At 65.8% G+C, this 15756-nt stretch carries 16 protein-coding genes and 1 riboswitch; of the genes, 13 read left to right on the forward strand and 3 right to left on the reverse strand.

Annotated features, from left to right (window positions below; all coding sequences use genetic code 11):
• The first annotated feature begins 345 nt into the window (after positions 1-345).
• The 11 genes from A39O_RS0126615 (at position 346) to A39O_RS0126665 (ending at position 10978) form a co-directional block, all read left to right on the forward strand.
• A complete protein-coding gene (locus A39O_RS0126615) occupies positions 346-741 on the forward strand; it encodes an HIT family protein (RefSeq protein ID WP_020507706.1) in 396 nt (131 codons plus the stop codon).
• Positions 742-873: 132 nt separating this feature from the next.
• Positions 874-1443 (forward strand): zinc ribbon-containing protein, encoded by a 570-nt coding sequence (locus A39O_RS0126620; RefSeq protein WP_040528854.1) that lies wholly within the window; start codon positions 874-876, stop codon positions 1441-1443.
• 73 nt (positions 1444-1516) lie between these two features.
• Positions 1517-1641: riboswitch (glycine riboswitch) on the forward strand.
• A gap of 250 nt (positions 1642-1891) precedes the next feature.
• Entirely contained in the window at positions 1892-2983 is a 1092-nt protein-coding gene (gene gcvT / locus A39O_RS0126625) for a glycine cleavage system aminomethyltransferase GcvT (protein WP_020507708.1), read from the forward strand.
• Between the two features lie 46 nt (positions 2984-3029).
• On the forward strand, positions 3030-3422 hold the full coding sequence (gene gcvH, locus A39O_RS0126630) for a glycine cleavage system protein GcvH (RefSeq protein ID WP_026199758.1): 393 nt from the start codon (positions 3030-3032) through the stop codon (positions 3420-3422).
• 7 nt (positions 3423-3429) lie between these two features.
• On the forward strand, positions 3430-4842 hold the full coding sequence (gcvPA, locus tag A39O_RS0126635) for an aminomethyl-transferring glycine dehydrogenase subunit GcvPA (RefSeq protein ID WP_020507710.1): 1413 nt from the start codon (positions 3430-3432) through the stop codon (positions 4840-4842).
• A 64-nt stretch (positions 4843-4906) separates the two neighbouring features.
• Positions 4907-5404, forward strand: a complete 498-nt coding sequence (gene tpx, locus A39O_RS0126640) for a thiol peroxidase (RefSeq protein ID WP_020507711.1) — start codon at positions 4907-4909, stop codon at positions 5402-5404.
• Positions 5405-5499: 95 nt separating this feature from the next.
• Positions 5500-6960 carry an aminomethyl-transferring glycine dehydrogenase subunit GcvPB gene (gene gcvPB, locus A39O_RS0126645; protein WP_020507712.1) on the forward strand — a complete coding sequence of 487 codons (1461 nt, stop codon included), beginning with the start codon at positions 5500-5502 and terminating at the stop codon, positions 6958-6960.
• A gap of 1 nt (position 6961) precedes the next feature.
• Positions 6962-7333, forward strand: coding sequence for a diacylglycerol kinase (locus tag A39O_RS0126650; protein ID WP_020507713.1), 372 nt, complete (start codon positions 6962-6964; stop codon positions 7331-7333).
• Between the two features lie 354 nt (positions 7334-7687).
• On the forward strand, positions 7688-8518 hold the full coding sequence (locus tag A39O_RS0126655; RefSeq protein ID WP_020507714.1) for a hypothetical protein: 831 nt from the start codon (positions 7688-7690) through the stop codon (positions 8516-8518).
• A gap of 13 nt (positions 8519-8531) precedes the next feature.
• Positions 8532-9995: a formylglycine-generating enzyme family protein gene (locus A39O_RS0126660; RefSeq protein WP_020507715.1), complete on the forward strand. Its 1464-nt coding sequence runs from the start codon at positions 8532-8534 to the stop codon at positions 9993-9995.
• Positions 9992-10978, forward strand: a complete 987-nt coding sequence (locus A39O_RS0126665; protein ID WP_020507716.1) for a PfkB family carbohydrate kinase — start codon at positions 9992-9994, stop codon at positions 10976-10978. The genes A39O_RS0126660 and A39O_RS0126665 overlap by 4 nt, the downstream gene beginning before the upstream one ends.
• Here the strand turns inward: A39O_RS0126665 and A39O_RS0126670 are convergent.
• Positions 10975-11814 carry a transporter substrate-binding domain-containing protein gene (locus A39O_RS0126670; protein WP_020507717.1) on the reverse strand — a complete coding sequence of 280 codons (840 nt, stop codon included), beginning with the start codon at positions 11812-11814 and terminating at the stop codon, positions 10975-10977. The genes A39O_RS0126665 and A39O_RS0126670 overlap by 4 nt on opposite strands.
• A complete protein-coding gene (locus A39O_RS0126675; RefSeq protein WP_026199760.1) occupies positions 11811-13160 on the reverse strand; it encodes an ABC transporter substrate-binding protein in 1350 nt (449 codons plus the stop codon). Before A39O_RS0126675 ends, A39O_RS0126670 begins: the two co-directional genes overlap by 4 nt.
• Before the next feature lie 135 nt (positions 13161-13295).
• On the opposite strand from A39O_RS0126675, the gene A39O_RS0126680 reads away from it, so the two are divergent.
• Both A39O_RS0126680 and A39O_RS0126685 read left to right on the forward strand, forming a co-directional pair.
• Positions 13296-13862 (forward strand): L-threonylcarbamoyladenylate synthase, encoded by a 567-nt coding sequence (locus A39O_RS0126680; RefSeq protein WP_020507719.1) that lies wholly within the window; start codon positions 13296-13298, stop codon positions 13860-13862.
• Between the two features lie 84 nt (positions 13863-13946).
• Positions 13947-14993, forward strand: a complete 1047-nt coding sequence (locus tag A39O_RS0126685) for an SAM-dependent methyltransferase (protein WP_020507720.1) — start codon at positions 13947-13949, stop codon at positions 14991-14993.
• Positions 14994-15020: 27 nt separating this feature from the next.
• Here the strand turns inward: A39O_RS0126685 and A39O_RS0126690 are convergent, their stop codons facing one another.
• Positions 15021-15626, reverse strand: a complete 606-nt coding sequence (locus A39O_RS0126690; protein WP_245561987.1) for a thermonuclease family protein — start codon at positions 15624-15626, stop codon at positions 15021-15023.
• Positions 15627-15756 lie beyond the last annotated feature (130 nt).

Genomic DNA, 15756 nt, shown 5'->3' on the forward strand with positions numbered 1-15756 from the left:
GGATGCGGCGCGCGCGACGGCTGTGCCGGGNCCCAGACACCGAGCGGCGCGCCTTATCCACCCTACAGCGGAGCCGGTTTTGTAGCCCCTGGTGGATGCGGCGCGCGCGACGGCTGTGCCGGGTCCCAGACACCGAGCGGCGCGCCTTATCCACCCTACAGCGGAGTCGGTTTTGTAGGGTGGATAAGCGCAGCGCATCCACCATCAGCCCCGCGGCCGGCACGCTGCTGGCGGCGGCTACCCAAATTTAGAACTGCTGCATAGGTGGCGCGCAGCTTGCGGTGGCTCTCGCCCTCCTTGATGATCAAGGCCCACACACCGAAATCCCCACGTCGAAGTAAGGCCATGTTCGCAATCCATCCCCAGCTCCTCGCTGATTGCCATATCCTGGGGCGGCTGCCCGCGACCCATCTGTTGTTGCACAAGAACGCCGCCGTTCCCTGGTGCATCCTGGTTCCGGAGACGGATCTGGCCAACCTGTTGGACTTGGCCGTCGTCCAGCGCGACGCGGTGCTGGCGGATTGCAAGCGGGTCAGCGATTATCTGGTGGGTTCGCTTGGCTGCACCAGGGTCAACGTCGCCTGGATCGGCAATCTGGTGCCGCAGTTGCACATCCATGTGATCGGACGGAACCCGGCGGACGCGTGCTGGCCAAAACCGGTCTGGGGCCACCTGGAGCGGACCCGTGACTATAGTCCGGCGCAGATCGCGGCGATTCGTGCCGGAATCTGCGGGGCCTGAGTTGGACGCGGGCGGATCGAGACCTTTTGCCGGTTGCGAAATCCGCTCCATCACGCAAACTACGTCTAAGATTCAGAACCGCGCCCCCGCGAGGCGATGGGACCTCTACCGACCAACCAGACGGAGCCCCCGATGACCGATCCGGATCAGAAACAGCCTGGTGAGACGCCAGTCGACAAGATGGTGAAAGCCTACGAGGAGATGCTCAAGCATACCCAGGAGACCCTGGGGCAGGCTGGGCAGGAAACTGTCCCCCGCTTCCGGGAGTTACTGGAGACGGCGCGGGACAATATGGTGGAACTGGGTGAGTTGACCCGGGAGGAGGCCAATAAGGTCTCTGAGTATCTGCGCCGGGACGTCGAGGATGCGGCGACCTATATCGCCGAGACCGGTCAGACCATCCATGACTGGTGGCGCTTCGACCTCGAGTTGATGGAGCAGCGGATGATGGATCTGTTCGCGCGGGCGGCGGACCAGACCAGTCTGCAACTCGCCCAGTGGGCGGAGAACGCCCGCCAGTTCAGCCTGTATCAGGCCGGCGAGGTCACCGGCCCCGGTACTCTGGTGTGCGACCGCTGCGGCGCCGAGACGCACTTTGTGCAGGCCGGACGCATCCCGCCGTGCGCCGACTGCGGCGGCACGGCATTCAAGCGCAAGGAGCAGACCGCGGGGACCGGGGCGTCCGGATCGTCTGAGCCTTGAGTCCGGGTCCGGGGGTGAGGCGTCAGCCGGCGCTGGAAATTCAATCACGGCGCCCGTATAGTCACGGCTCGCGTCATGCCCCGCGGGAGAGACCGGACCTTCAGCCACGATCAATCGCGTGGAGTCTGCTGTAAGGTCCGGCGCCGAAGGCGCAACACCGCCCGGAATCGCTCAGGCAACAGGGACCGTGGGGCTCAAGACCGACTCTGGAGAGCGGTTGCCGTCTGCCCGTCAGATCGCAACCCACCGATGGGGCAGCCGGCCCCGCGTGACCGATCTGCTGCGCGGGTGCGTTTTGCCCCGTCAAGCGGGGCCCTTCACGCCGAGCCGCAAACTCTCAGGTCCAGGACAGAGGGGCGATGCCGCGGGTCCCCAGGGGCCCATGGCACCGTGCTGCCGCGTCGTTTTGATTCTCGCGGCGGCTCCGCCTGATCTTGAGGAGAGTCGAATGGGATTGCGTACCCCCTTGTTTGCTGAGCATGAGCGGCTCAATGCCCGCATCGTGCCCTTCGGCGGTTGGGACATGCCGCTGCACTATGGTTCCCAGCTCGAAGAACACCATGCGGTGCGTCGCCGTGCCGGGATCTTCGACGTTTCCCACATGCAGCCGGTGGATATCACAGGCTCCGGTGCCGGCAGCTTTCTGCGTCGGCTCCTCGCCAATGACGTGGTGAAGCTCAAGGATCCCGGCAAGGCGCTCTACAGTTGCATGCTCAACGACCAGGGCGGAGTCGTGGATGACCTGATCTGTTACTACCGGGGTCCCGAGCGCTACCGCCTGGTGGTCAACGCCGGCACCGCGGATAAGGACCTCGACTGGATGCAGGCGCACGCGGCGGGGTTCGATGTGCAGATCGACCGTCGGCGTGATTTGGCGATGATCGCCATTCAGGGACCCCAAGCGCGTGCGCTCGCCGCCCCACTCCTGCCTGCCGACTGCCGTGACGCGGCCCTCGCTATTGCCCCCTTTTTCGCCGCCGATGGGGCGCGTTGGTTCGTCGGCCGCACGGGGTATACCGGTGAGGACGGCTTCGAGATCATACTTCCCGCTGAGGATGCTCCGGGTCTCTGGCAGGGCCTGATCGCCGCCGGGATTCAGCCCTGCGGCCTGGGTGCGCGTGACACGCTGCGGCTGGAGGCCGGCATGAACCTCTACGGCCAGGACATGGACGAGACCGTTGGTCCCCTGGAGTCCGGTCTGGGCTGGACCATCGCCTGGGAGCCCTTGGAGCGTCAGTTCATCGGTCGCGAGGCCTTGGTTGCGCTGCGCGACAACCCGGCGCGACGCGACTTCGTGGGACTGTTGCTGACCGGGCGGGGGGTGTTGCGCGGCCACCAACAGGTCTTGAGCGAAGGGCGCGTGGTCGGCGAGATCACCTCCGGCGGCTTTGCGCCGACCCTGGAGCGCTCGATCGCGCTGGCGCGGGTCGCGCCTGGGCTCGGTGCGACCTGTGCGGTCGACATCCGCGGCAAGGCCGTACCGGCGCTGGTGGTCAAGACCACCTTCGTGCGCCACGGCAAACCGGCTCAAGCCTTTTAGATTCACAGCGATGGCCGGCCGCGCCGGCCCCTACCCGGAGAGAACCATGAGCGTAGTCCACGCTGACCTTCACTACACCAAGACCCACGAGTGGGTGAAGGTCCATGGCGACGGCACCGCCACGGTCGGCATTACCGACCATGCCCAAGAGGCGCTGGGCGACATCGTCTTCGTTGAGACCCCGGACGTCGGCCGGCAGGTAGAGGCCGGCGACGGCTGCGCCGTGGTCGAGTCGGTGAAGGCCGCGTCCGATATCTATGCGCCGTTGGCGGGCGAGGTGGTCGAGGTCAATACGGCACTTGCCGACACACCGGAACTCATCAACGAGAGTGCTTACGGGGACGGCTGGATCTTCACCCTGCGCATCGCCGATGCGGGTGCCGTCGATGGTTTGCTCGATGCCGCCGGCTATCAGGCGGCGCTGGACGCGGAGGCCTGAGTCAGACATGCCTTTCGTACCCCATACCGACGAAGACGTGGCCGCGATGCTCGGTGCGATCGGCGTCGCCACCATCGACGACCTGTTCGACGAGATTCCACGCGAACTGCGCATCGGCGAACTCGCCGCCATTCCCGCGGGGATGGCTGAAATGGACATCACCCGGTTGATGCAGGCGCGGGCCCGTGCCGATGGCCAGCCGCTTTGCTTCATTGGCGCTGGGGCCTATGACCACCACATCCCGGCGGCGGTGTGGCAGATCGCTTCCCGCGGCGAGTTCTACAGTGCCTACACGCCGTATCAGGCGGAAGCGAGCCAGGGTACCTTGCAACTGCTGTACGAATTCCAGTCGATGATGACGGCCCTGACCGCGCTCGATGTGTCGAATGCCTCATTGTATGACGGAGCCTCGGCGCTGGCGGAGGCGGTGCTGATGGCGGTGCGCGCCAACCGCAAGACCAAGTCGCATCGCGTGCTGGTCCCGCGTGCCCTGCATCCGGCCTATCGGCGGGTGTTGCGCGGGATCGTCGAATCTCAGGGTATCGAGGTCATTGAGGCCCCCTTCGACCGCCAGGGCGGGCAGACCCCGGTCGCGGCGCTGGACGCCCTGGTCGGTGACGGCGGCTTTGCCGCGATCGTCATCAATCAGCCGAACTTCTTCGGTGTGATCGAAGACGTGGATGTGCTGACCGATTGGGCTCACGCCCAGGGAGCGCTGGCCATCGCCGTGGTGAACCCGATTGCCCTGGCACTGCTCAAGGCGCCGGGTGAGTGGGGCGCGGCCGGCCCCGAGCGGGGTGCGGACATCGCCTGCGGTGAGGCCCAGCCGCTGGGGATGCCGCTCTCCTCCGGCGGGCCCTACGCGGGTTTTCTGTGCTGCAAGAAAGACCTGATGCGTCAGATGCCGGGGCGGATCGTCGGCCGCACCCTGGATCTGGAGGGTAAGCCGGGCTTCACCCTGACACTCCAGGCGCGGGAGCAGCATATCCGCCGCGGCAAGGCGACCTCCAACATCTGCACCAATCAGGGGTTACTGGTCACCGCCGCCACCATTCATCTGGCGCTGCTGGGTACGGCGGGTCTGGAGCGGGTGGCCGCGGCCTGTCACGCCAATACCCGGCGGCTCGCGGCCCTGCTGTGCGAGATTCCGGGGGTGGAACCCCGGTTCGATCGCCCCATGTTCCACGAACAAGTGCTGCGCCTGCCCGCTCCGACCGCGGACTTGTTGCATGCACTGGCCGCCCACGGTGTGTTGGGCGGATTCGATCTGGGTCCGGATTATCCGGAACTGGACCCGGCACTTCTGGTCTGCGCGACCGAGTTGCGGACCGAGGAGGAAATGCAGCGCTACGTGACGACGCTGGCTCGGGTGATCGCCGCAAGGACGCAGGCGAAGTGCCCCGTGGAGCCTAAGATCTAGCACCCTTCCATAGTGCGACCCGCCATCAATGATCCGCCAACCCAACCACCACTGGAGATGACATATGGCCAAGACCGCTCTGCAAGGTAATCCCGTCAGCCTGTCCGGCGAACTGCCCGCCGTCGGCAGCCAGGCTCCCGATTTCCATCTGGTTGCCAAAGACCTGGGTGACAAGACCCTGGCCGACTTCGCCGGGAAGAAGAAGCTGCTGAACATCGTACCGAGCCTGGACACCGGCGTGTGCGCCGCGTCCACCAAGAAGTTCAACGAGGCCATGGCCGGCAAGACCGACGCGGTCGCACTGGTCATCTCGGCCGACCTGCCGTTCGCCATGGGCCGCTTCTGCGAGGCCGAGGGCATTACCAATGTCGTGAGTCTGTCGATGATGCGCTCACGCAACTTCGCGACGGACTATGGTGTGTTGATCGCCGATGGGCCGCTCGCCGGAATCACCGCCCGCGCCGTCGTGGTGCTCGATGCCGGCAACAAGGTCGTCTATACGCAGTTGGTCCCGGAGATCACCCAAGAGCCGGACTACGACGCGGCACTGGCCGCGCTCTAGTCAGTCGCGGAACCGATGAGGCCACCATGGGCCTCATCGGTCCTGCCACGTCCTGCGATCCGCGCAGTACCCCACCGAACCGAAACAAGCCGCACATGCTGATCCACGAACAATCCCGACCCGGCCGTCGTGCCGCCGCTCAGGCGCCGCTCTATTCTGCAGAGGTGTCCGACATTCCGGTCAGCGCCCGGCGCGTTGCCCCGCTGGTGTTGCCGGAGGTCTCGGAGCTGCAGGCGGTGCGTCATTACACCAGGCTGTCGCAGAAGAACTTCTCTATCGACACCCATTTCTATCCGCTGGGCTCCTGTACCATGAAGTACAACCCGCGGGCCTGCAATACGCTGGCGATGCTGCCGGGCTTTCTGGCCCGTCACCCGGCGGCCCCGGACAGCCACGGCCAAGGGCTGCTGGCCTGTCTGTTCGAACTGCAGGAGATGCTCAAGGAGGTCACGGGGATGCACGCGGTGTCCCTGGCGCCGTCTGCCGGGGCACAGGGCGAGTTCGCCGGTGTCGCCATGATTCGCGCCTACCATCGCGCCCGCAACGATGGTGCCCGCACCGAGATTTTGGTGCCGGACGCCGCCCACGGGACCAATCCCGCTTCGGCGGTGATGTGCGGCTTTGTGGCACGGGAGATCCCGACCGGCCCGAACGGGGACGTGGATATCGCGGCCCTGCGTGAGGCGGTTGGCCCCCAGACCGCGGGCATCATGCTCACCAATCCGAGCACCGTCGGCGTCTTTGACCGCAATATTCAGGAGATCGCGGGCATCGTCCACGCGGCCGGGGGACTGCTCTACTATGACGGCGCCAACCTCAACGCCATTCTGGGCAAGGTGCGGCCCGGTGACATGGGCTTCGACGTCATTCACATGAACCTGCACAAGACCTTTTCCACCCCTCACGGCGGCGGCGGTCCAGGCGCTGGTCCGGTGGGCGTATCCAAGCGCCTGGAGCCCTTCTTGCCGGTGCCCCTGGTCGTCCAGGACGGCGATGACTATCGCTGGGTGAGTGAACACGAGCGGCCTCAATCCATTGGCCGGTTGACCGCCTTCGGAGGCAACATGGGCATCCTGCTGCGCGCTTATGTGTACGCGCGGATGCTCGGGCGTGAGGGCATGAAGCGAGTCTCCGAATTCTCGACGCTCAACGCAAATTATCTGATGGCCCGGCTCAAAGCGGCGGGATTCGATGCCGCCTACCCGCAACGGCGCGCCAGCCATGAGTTCATTATTACCATGAAACGCGAAACCAAAGAGTTGGGCGTCAACGCCATGGACTTCGCCAAGCGCCTGCTCGATTATGGCTTCCATGCCCCGACCACCTATTTCCCGCTATTGGTGCCGGAGTGTCTGTTGATCGAGCCGACCGAGACCGAGACCAAGGAAGAGCTCGACGACTTCGTCGCCGCGCTGGTCGCCATTCGCGAGGAGGCACGAACCAACCCGGAGCTGGTGAAAGGCGCCCCACACACCATGCCGGTGCGCCGGCTCGACGACGTGCGCGCGGCGCGTCAATTGGATCTGGCGTGGCGGTCTACAGCCAACTGTACATAGTATGGCCAATCAGAACGTTCGGGGCTGGCGGCGGCTCATTTACGCCTTCGGCTATTCCATGGCGGGGTTCAAGGTCTGTTTCGAGGCGGAGGAAGCCTTCCGTCAGGAGTTATTTCTGTTGATGTTTCTTGCCCCACTCGGGTTGTGGCTGGGGGAAACGCCGATCGAGCGCGTGCTGTTGGTCGGCTGCCTGTTGATCGTGCTCATCGTGGAACTGCTCAACTCCGCCATCGAGGCCAACGTGGACCGCGTCGGCATGGAGCGGCACGAGCTGTCCGCCCGCGCGAAAGACATTGCCTCCGCCGCGGTCTTCATGAGCTTCGCGTTGACCGTGTTGACCTGGGGGTTGATCCTGCTTCCGAAATGGTTTTAAGCGGTTTGTCCGCCTGGAACGGGCACGGTGCGGCGCTTCTGCGAACAACTTCACGGCGCCGGCTCACGCGATCCAGTATTGGATAGTTGGAGGACGCCGCGCTACCAGGCTGTCGCGCTGAGGAGGGGCTGATGGCCGCGATCACGGCTCCGGCCACGGGACATCGTAGGGTGGACAAGCGCAGCGCAGTCCACCAGCGACGACGCCGGATTCGGTGGACTGCGCTATCGCTTGTCCACCCTACGGCCGGAACGATGATCAAGGCCGGGCTGATCGCGTGGTGCGCGTTTTCCAAGTGGCGTCCAGTCACCCTGGACTACAATGTGCCATCGGCCGGGATCGGAGATTACTTCAGTGACATACAGCGACATTCCGCGCCTGTTGACGATGACCATCGTGTGGTTGTTGTTGCTGGTGTGGTTCCTCATCGCCGATCGCAGCGGCTGCGTGGCGATCTTGGGGATATGGGTCGTTTTTTCCGTGATCGTGTTCGTCTCCGGTATTGAGAGCGCGCTGGCGAAGCGACGCGTGTTTCTCAATGAGTGCCTGGAGCCGCGCACCTTCCTGTTTCGGCTGTTACAGCGTCGCTACCTGCTCATCGCCATCGAGATCCTCACGTCTGCCGTGCTGGCCCTGTTCCTCATGGTCAGCGCGCTGAGTTTTGCGTCGCGTCATTGGTCGTTGATATTCGCCGACGTCTTGTTGGTGTCGCTGCTGCTGCCGCGGTTCTACGGGGTTTTCGCCGGACAGTTGCGCGAGCCGTACCGTTATGTCACGGCCCGCCGTTGGGCCATGTGGGTCAGCACACTGTTTCTTTGGCTGGAGTCCCTCTTGGTCCTCGTGTTCGCGAACGAGCAAAACTTCATCGGACTGCGCTGGCAGGAGGTCATTACCTATGGGAGTACGAGATTCGATCTCCCCTGCGCCCCGGTCGCAACGATCGCCTCGCTGGTTTCGGCCCTGGACGACCTGGGACAATGGTCGGTGCAGAATCTGGCGCGCAGCCTTCAGGATCTTCCGCAGGCCTTTATGGCGTCAGCCAGTCTGTTCGTCTACGTCGTTCTGTCGCTCTTGCTGGCTTACGCTTATAGTCGTGCGCTGATCGGTGTGGTTGGGCGACCCTGGACCATGTGGCGCCTCGAGTCGCCCCCGAGTTCCTCGATTGCGGGTGACGGAACCGGTTGATGCTGATGCCTGTATGAACGAACAAACCGATCGCCTTGAGCTCGCCGACACCGGCGGTACGCTTGAGTTGCGCAACCAACTCGAGCAGATGCGCAGAGATGCGGCGGAAGAGATCGCGCGCCTCAATCGCAAGTTGGCCGAGCGCGAATACGCAATGGAAAGCACCGTCTCGTCCGCGACCGAGCGGCAGGCCATGCAGCAGGAACTCACCACCCTGAGGCATTCACTGGGGGAGCGGGGCAAGACACTCGATCGGATCACGGGTGAGTGCCGGCGACTTGAAGACGAGTTGGAAGACCGGCATCAGGAGGCTGATGCGCTCAAGAACGAGGTCCAGCGCAAGGAGACGTCGCTCAAGGCGGCGCGCGACGAACTTCAGCGGCTGCGGCGCCAAATGGCCGAGATTCAAGAGCAGTCGGTTGATATCGCGGCAGTCGTCCATCAGGCTCAGAACTCGAACCTGCTGCCCCTCCCGCCGGTGGACCTGAGTACCCCGCCACGCGTCGTGCCCCAGGTGATCAGCTTCTCGGCCGGATTGCTGTCGGGACTCGCCGTGATTGCCGTCGTAGCGCTGTTCCTATGGGGCGGCATCAGCCTGGAGTTGCCCCGCTTCTGGGAGCGTACGACCTCGTCGGATGGGGAGGGTGCATCGGCAGAGCCGGTTGCGGTCGAGGCGGTCCGGGCCTCCGAGCGACCCGAAGAGGAGGTCACGCTCATCCCCGCGGTGTCGGTTGGTCCGCCCGCCGAACCGCCGCCGACCCTGCGCGACCGGCTGCGCGGCGGCAGCCTGGGGCCGACCATGGCCGTACTGGCGGGCGGTATTTTCCGGATGGGGCAGAACAGTATGGGCGGCAGTGACAGCGGACCCGAGCATGAGGTCCGAATCCCGCCCTTCCTGATCGGTGTCTTTGAAGTCACGTTTCAGCAGTATGATGGGTTTGCGCGCGCCACCGGGCGGCCGTTGCCCGAAGCCTTTGGCTGGGGACGCGGAACGCGTCCGGTGGTCGCGGTCTCCTGGTCGGACGCCCAGGCTTATGCGGACTGGCTGACGCGTCAGACCGGCAAGCGTTACCGTCTGCCAAGCGAGGCCGAGTGGGAGTTTGCCGCGCGCGCCGGGGTGCGCAGTTCGTACCCCTGGGGGTTCTCCATGGAGCGCGGTAAGGCCCTGTGTTTCGACTGCGGCAGCCAGTGGGACAATCGCTCCACCGCGCCGGTTGGCAGCTTTGCGCCGAGCGCCTTCGGGCTCTACGATACGGCTGGAAACGTCCTGGAGTGGGTTGCTGACTGCTATACGGCAAGCTATGAGGGTGCCCCGGCGGATGGGCGTGCGCGGGTCGATGGCGGCTGCACCAATCGCGTTGCCCGCGGCGGTGCCTTCAACAAACCGGCCGCGTCGATGAAGACCCATGTGCGGGCCAAGTTTCTCCCTGAGAGTCGGCTGAACATGCTGGGGTTTCGGGTTGCGCGCGATCCTTGAACACACGGCATTCGGAACAGCAGGCGGCCGTGCAGGATGCCCCGACTCGGCGGCGCATACTCGGCGTCGGCATCGCCACCCTCGACCTGATCAATACAGTGGCTGTCTATCCGCCGGAGGACGCCGAGGTGCGGGCCGCGGCGCAGCGCCGCGCCAGGGGCGGCAACTGCGCCAACACCCTGGCCGTATTGGCTGACCTCGGCCATGCGTGCGCCTGGGCCGGGACGCTGGCCGAGGACGCGGGCGGCGCCTTTCTCCAGGCCGATCTCAGCGCCCGCGGTATCGACTGTCGCCATGCCGTGCGTGTCCCCGACGGTATCAGCCCCACCTCCTATGTGGCCCTGAGCCAGGCGACCGGCAGCCGCACCATCGTGCACTACCGCGATCTTCCGGAACTGGACGCCGCCGCCTTCGCACGCATTCCCTTGGACGGCTGGCACTGGATTCACTTCGAGGGGCGCAATCCGCATGAGACGCGGCAGATGTTGGCGCGCTGTCGTCGCGCCTTACCGCGGATCCCTCTGTCGGTCGAGCTTGAAAAGCCCAGATCCGGAATTGAATCCCTGTTACGCGGTCCGGACGTGCTGCTGATCGCACGGGGCTTCGCTCTGGCGGACGGCGGTCCGGGGGTTGCCGCTGATCCCCGTGTCTATCTCACGGAGCTCGCGAAACGGACGACTGCCGACATCCTGGTGCTCGGCTGGGGTGATGCGGGGGCTTGGCTGCTGGTGCGCGATACCGCGCCGCTGCATCTCCCCGCTTGTGCACCCGAGCGGGTCGTCGACACCCTGGGTGCCGGGGACGTATTGAATGCCGGGATCATCGATGGGTTGCTGCGCGGCGCGTCCCCTGCCGATGCTTTGACCCGCGCGATCGTTCTGGCCGGTCTCAAATGCGGACGGCCAGGTTTCGACGGACTGGCAGCAGCGATACGGCGAGACGAAGCGGGTGACGATCAGGGTCAAGCGGGACCGGATCGCTAGTGCTTACGTGCGGCTGGTGCCGCGGGGCGGGCGACTTCGGTCGGGACTGTGGCGGGGGTTGCGATCGGCCCCGGGCCGTCCTCCTGAAACCAGCGACGCGCCAGGTGTCGGAAGACCCCGCTCTCATCCAAGGCAGCAACCGCGGCGTCCAGGCGGGCGAGCAGGTCCGGGGCATCCGGGCGTACCGCGACACCAGGTCCGTCGCCGGACAAGCGCGGGTCGGCGGGCGGCTGACCGACGAAGGCGAAGCCCCGGCCCTGTGCCTTGCGCAGAAAGCCCTGGTCCAACAGCAACTGTCCCCCGAACACCAGGTCCAGACGTCCCAGCAGCAGGTCCAGCAAGGCGTCGTCGGTGGTACTGTAGCGCACCAGCCGCACCTGATCCGGGTAGGTCTTCACGAGATAGTCGTCGGCGGCGGTGCCGCGCCGCACGCCGATGCGCTTGCCCTTGAGTGCGTCCGCATCGATCTGTCCGAACCGATCGGCGCGTGCCACGAAGCGCTCCGGGCTGCGGTGGTAAGGTCGGGTGAATCCGATTTGGGCCTGCGGTGCGGCGGTGACCGACAGGGAGGCGACGGCCGCGTCGAGTGAGCCGTTCTGGACCTTCGGGAGCAGGCTGTCCCGATCCACGGGAACGAGCTCACACTGCACGCGCAGGTGCGCGCACAGCGCCTGCGCCACGTCGTGGTCGAAACCCCGCAGCGCGCCGCGGGCTTCGATGAAATTCTGCGGCGCCTCCCGGCCGACCACGCCGATGCGCAGGCGCTCGGGTGCGGCCCCGGCCGAGCATCCGAGCAGGGTAAGGAGCAGCCAGGTGGCGAGCCGGGTTTGGGTCACCAGGCCGTCCCGTTCTGACTCAGGGCGTCGAGCGTACGTTGCAGCCCCGCCAGCGCCGCGTCCGGTGCCGCATCGCCGCGCAGCACCGCGCGCACGGCGGCGGCAAAGGTCGCGCTCACCTCCGGGTACTGGGCGCCGGTTGGCGTCGATGGGCGCGCGATCAGGTTGGGCAGGACCGGGGTCAAATCCGCAAGCAGTGGCCGGGCCGCGATCAGTTCCGGGTCCGTGTAGAGGTCCGCCCGCGTCGGGTTGAAGCCGGCGTCCAGCGCGCGGCGCCGCTGGACCGCGGCACCGGTGAGGTGTTGCACCAGGCGCGCAGCCTCCGTGGGGTGGCGACTGTAACGCGAGACCGCCAACTGACCACCGCCCAGGACGGACGCCGGTACACCCGAGCCCCTAGGCAGCGGGGCCACCGCGACGCGCTCGGCGACCGGAGTCGGTTGGTCTTGCAGGGATGCCCAGGCCGTGGACCAGTTGCGCATCAAACCGGCCGCACCCGTCCGGAAACCGTCCAGGTTGTCTTGCGGCGTAGCCGTGAGGGCGGCCGCCGGGGTAATGCCGCGGATCCAATCCGCCGCTCGTTGCAGGGCGAACTGGGCCCTGGGGTTGTTCACCGAGACCCGGCCGTCCGGCTCGACCAGTGTCCCCCCGCCTTGGCTGCTGATCCATTCGATGGCGGTCGCGGTGAGCGCCTCGTCGTCGCCGCCGGGCCAGACGAAACCCCAGAAGGTGGTGTTACCCAAGAGCCGTTGGGCCTCCTGGATGCGCAGAGCGGCATCCTCGACTTCACTCCAGGTGCGGGGGACCTGAAGGTTATAGCGGGCGAGCAGATCGGAGCGGTAGTAGAGGAGGCCGAGCTCCAGGTACCACGGCAGGGCGACCAGGCGTTCACCCAGGGTCGCGTTGCGGATCAGTGGATCCAGGAAGTCGAACGCGGCCTTGTCGGGATCTCCCCCGTTGTGATCCGCCTCGTTATGATCCGCCCCATTGGGATCGGCCCCATTGGGATCGGCCCCATTGGGATCGGCGATGAGGGGTTTCAGATCGGCCAGGTGCGCGCTGAGCAGCCCACACCAGAGGGCGTCGATCTCCAGCACGTCCAGTTCCGTAGCGCGGACCTGGAGCAGGTCCAGATAGCGGGCCAGCCGCTGCGCATCATCGGTCGGCGCGGTGATCACCTGCACCTGATGACCTGTCTTGGCCGCCCACTCGTCTACGGCCTCCTTGCACAGGGCGGTTTCCTGGACGGTGCGTCCACAGGCGATGGTTAGGTCCAGGGCACGGGTGACGCCCGGCCCAACTGCCAGTATGCAGGCCGCGGTGAGGACTGGAAACAGGCGGGTCAAGCTCAAGTCTCCCTTGAGCGCTGGTCAGTCATGGTGAGGGTGCATCGTGGTCGAGCCTCCGGTTGGGGCGGGGTGACGTTTAGAATAAGCGAGTGACCTGGTTCCTGTCCGCAATCCGCTGCGATAACGATCGATATGAATGCCGCCTTCCTCAATCACCGACTGCGCCTCGCCGCCCGTGTCATCGCCAACGGGGGGGTGATCGCCTACCCGACCGAGGCGGTCTTCGGATTGGGGTGCGACCCCTGGGACCCTGCGGCGGTGGCGCGCATTCTCGCGATCAAGCGCCGTGACCCGGCCAAGGGCCTCATTCTGATCGCCGCCGAGCCGATCCAGTTGCTGCCGTTCGTGGTCGATCTGCCGCCCGCGCGGATGGCCGAGATCCTGGCCTCGTGGCCGGGCCCCAACACCTGGCTGATGCCGGTACGGCCCCGGACACCGGGCTGGCTCACCGGCCGGTTCGACACTCTGGCGGTGCGGGTCACTGCCCATCCGCTGGCCGCCGGGCTGTGTCGCGCCTACGGCGGAGCCATCGTCTCCACCAGTGCGAACGTCGCTGATCGCCCGCCGGCCCGCTCGGCCCTGGGTGTGCGGCTGGCCCTGCCCGACGGACCGGACCTGATCGTCGGCGGCACCTGCGTTGGGGCCGGTCGTCCGTCCATGATCCGCGACGGGTGTACCGGGCGGGTCCTGCGGGCCTGATCGCCGGGAAGGGCTTGGCATTCCGCGTTGGCGGCAATACCTTGGTTGATTATGAGGTATCCAGTCAATCAGGGGGACGCAGAGATGTTCGACGCAACCGCAACGGCAATCCGCTGGGTGGAACAGGGCGTCGTGCCCGATGGGGTGACGCGTGGCGGAATTCGCGCGCTGCTGCGTCAACGGCTTGCCACACTCCCGACACAGGATTGCGAAGCGGCTGCCCATGCCGTGCGTGATTTCGTCGCTTGGATGGATGCCGCGCCGATCGCCGCGGTTCCGGAACTGGCCAACGCCCAGCATTACGAACTGCCGCCTGAGTTTTTCGTCGAGGTCCTGGGACCGCGGCGCAAGTACAGTTCCTGCCTGTGGCCGCCGGGGGTCGACACCCTGGCTCAAGCGGAGGATGCGTCCTTGCGGGTCACGGCGGAGCGCGCCGGCATCCAGGACGGCATGGAGGTCCTCGAAATGGGCTGCGGTTGGGGTGCTTTCAGCCTCTACGTGGCCGAGCGCTTCCCCCATTGCCGGGTGACCGGGGTCTCCAACTCGCAGGGGCAACGCGGCTTCATCGAGGCGCAGGCGCGCGCGCGCGGGATCGGCAATCTGACCATCATCACCGCGGATATGAATCAGTTCCAGGCGCCGGGGCGCTATGACCGCGTGGTCTCGATCGAAATGTTCGAGCACATGCGCAACCACCGGCAGTTGTTCGCCCGCGTACATGACTGGCTCAAGCCCGGCGGGCGCTTCCTGATGCATATCTTCGTTCACCGCGCCCACCCCTACGCCTTCGAGGATCAGGGACCAAGCGACTGGATGAGCCAGTATTTCTTCTCCGGCGGGATCATGCCGAGTGACGACCTGCCGCTGCACTTTCAGGATCACCTGCGGTTTCTCGCGCGCTGGCGCTGGGATGGCCGCCATTATGAGCGCACGCTCAACACCTGGCTGGCGCAGATGGACGCCGCCCGCCCGCGGGTCTGGCCGATCCTGGAGCAGACCTACGGGGCCGCGCAGGCGGGCGTCTGGTGGATGCGCTGGCGGCTGTTTTTCATGGCCTGCGCCGAACTCTTCGGCTATCGCGACGGACAGGAGTGGTGGGTCAGTCACTATCTGTTCGAGCGGCCGGTTTGAGGCGACCAAGGTGACAGCAAGCGCTCCTTAAGACCCTTTGCGATGCCGGAAGACCCAGGGCGTCTGCTGTGCCCCGGGCTTGGACCAGATGCCAAGACCGGCTTTGCGTGCCTTGCGCTGCGCCTGCGTGAACGCCGGGTCCGAGCAATAGTGTTCGTAGACCGCCGCGTGACCGCTGCCGACCTGCTCCAGGTTCAGAAAGCGGCGGTTGGCACCAGTCGTGTAGATCTCCCCGACGATTCGCCCGAACTGGTCGATGTCGAGCGTTTTGAGTTCCACCCGTCGGGGCGTGATCTCACGCAGGTGGCGGCGGGATGCTTTGCCCCAGGGGATTTGCTCATACTCCGGGGCATCGATGCAGTGCAGCCGGACCTCGACCGACTTGCCCTTGCAGGTCAAACGCAGGGAGTCGCCGTCGAGCACCTGGTCCAGGGTGCAGATCCGGCTGGGCGGCGGTGCCGGCGAACCCATGGCCTGGGGTAGCAGCGGTGACAGGGCACCAGCGCCGCCGAAGATGAAGGCGGTGGCCAAGCGGTATAGTGCGTTCAGACCGGCGTTCCTCGCTGTGTCCTCGCGCCCGTCGCTTGGGGTCACAGCGTTGGTGTCCGATCGTGCACGGTGACTCTGTTTCATCGTCTTGCTCCGTCTTTGAGGTTGTTGTGCCGCGTGACTCGGGTAACGACCGTCATCGCGGGGTCGAGACCGCACCTTGGGTACGTTACCATCGCACTCAGTCGCGAGTGCCGTGAGCGCAATACCCCAG

The sequence above is a fragment of the Lamprocystis purpurea DSM 4197 genome (assembly GCF_000379525.1).
Lineage (GTDB): Bacteria > Pseudomonadota > Gammaproteobacteria > Chromatiales > Chromatiaceae > Thiodictyon > Thiodictyon purpureum.

Coding starts and splice junctions, on each gene's coding strand:
- A39O_RS0126615 (WP_020507706.1), top strand. CDS start 346: ATGTTCGCAATCCATCCCCAGCTCCTCGCTGATTGCCATATCCTGGGG.
- A39O_RS0126620 (WP_040528854.1), top strand. CDS start 874: ATGACCGATCCGGATCAGAAACAGCCTGGTGAGACGCCAGTCGACAAG.
- gcvT (WP_020507708.1), top strand. CDS start 1,892: ATGGGATTGCGTACCCCCTTGTTTGCTGAGCATGAGCGGCTCAATGCC.
- gcvH (WP_026199758.1), top strand. CDS start 3,030: ATGAGCGTAGTCCACGCTGACCTTCACTACACCAAGACCCACGAGTGG.
- gcvPA (WP_020507710.1), top strand. CDS start 3,430: ATGCCTTTCGTACCCCATACCGACGAAGACGTGGCCGCGATGCTCGGT.
- tpx (WP_020507711.1), top strand. CDS start 4,907: ATGGCCAAGACCGCTCTGCAAGGTAATCCCGTCAGCCTGTCCGGCGAA.
- gcvPB (WP_020507712.1), top strand. CDS start 5,500: ATGCTGATCCACGAACAATCCCGACCCGGCCGTCGTGCCGCCGCTCAG.
- A39O_RS0126650 (WP_020507713.1), top strand. CDS start 6,962: ATGGCCAATCAGAACGTTCGGGGCTGGCGGCGGCTCATTTACGCCTTC.
- A39O_RS0126660 (WP_020507715.1), top strand. CDS start 8,532: ATGAACGAACAAACCGATCGCCTTGAGCTCGCCGACACCGGCGGTACG.
- A39O_RS0126680 (WP_020507719.1), top strand. CDS start 13,296: ATGAATGCCGCCTTCCTCAATCACCGACTGCGCCTCGCCGCCCGTGTC.
- A39O_RS0126685 (WP_020507720.1), top strand. CDS start 13,947: ATGTTCGACGCAACCGCAACGGCAATCCGCTGGGTGGAACAGGGCGTC.
- A39O_RS0126690 (WP_245561987.1), bottom strand. CDS start 15,626: ATGAAACAGAGTCACCGTGCACGATCGGACACCAACGCTGTGACCCCA.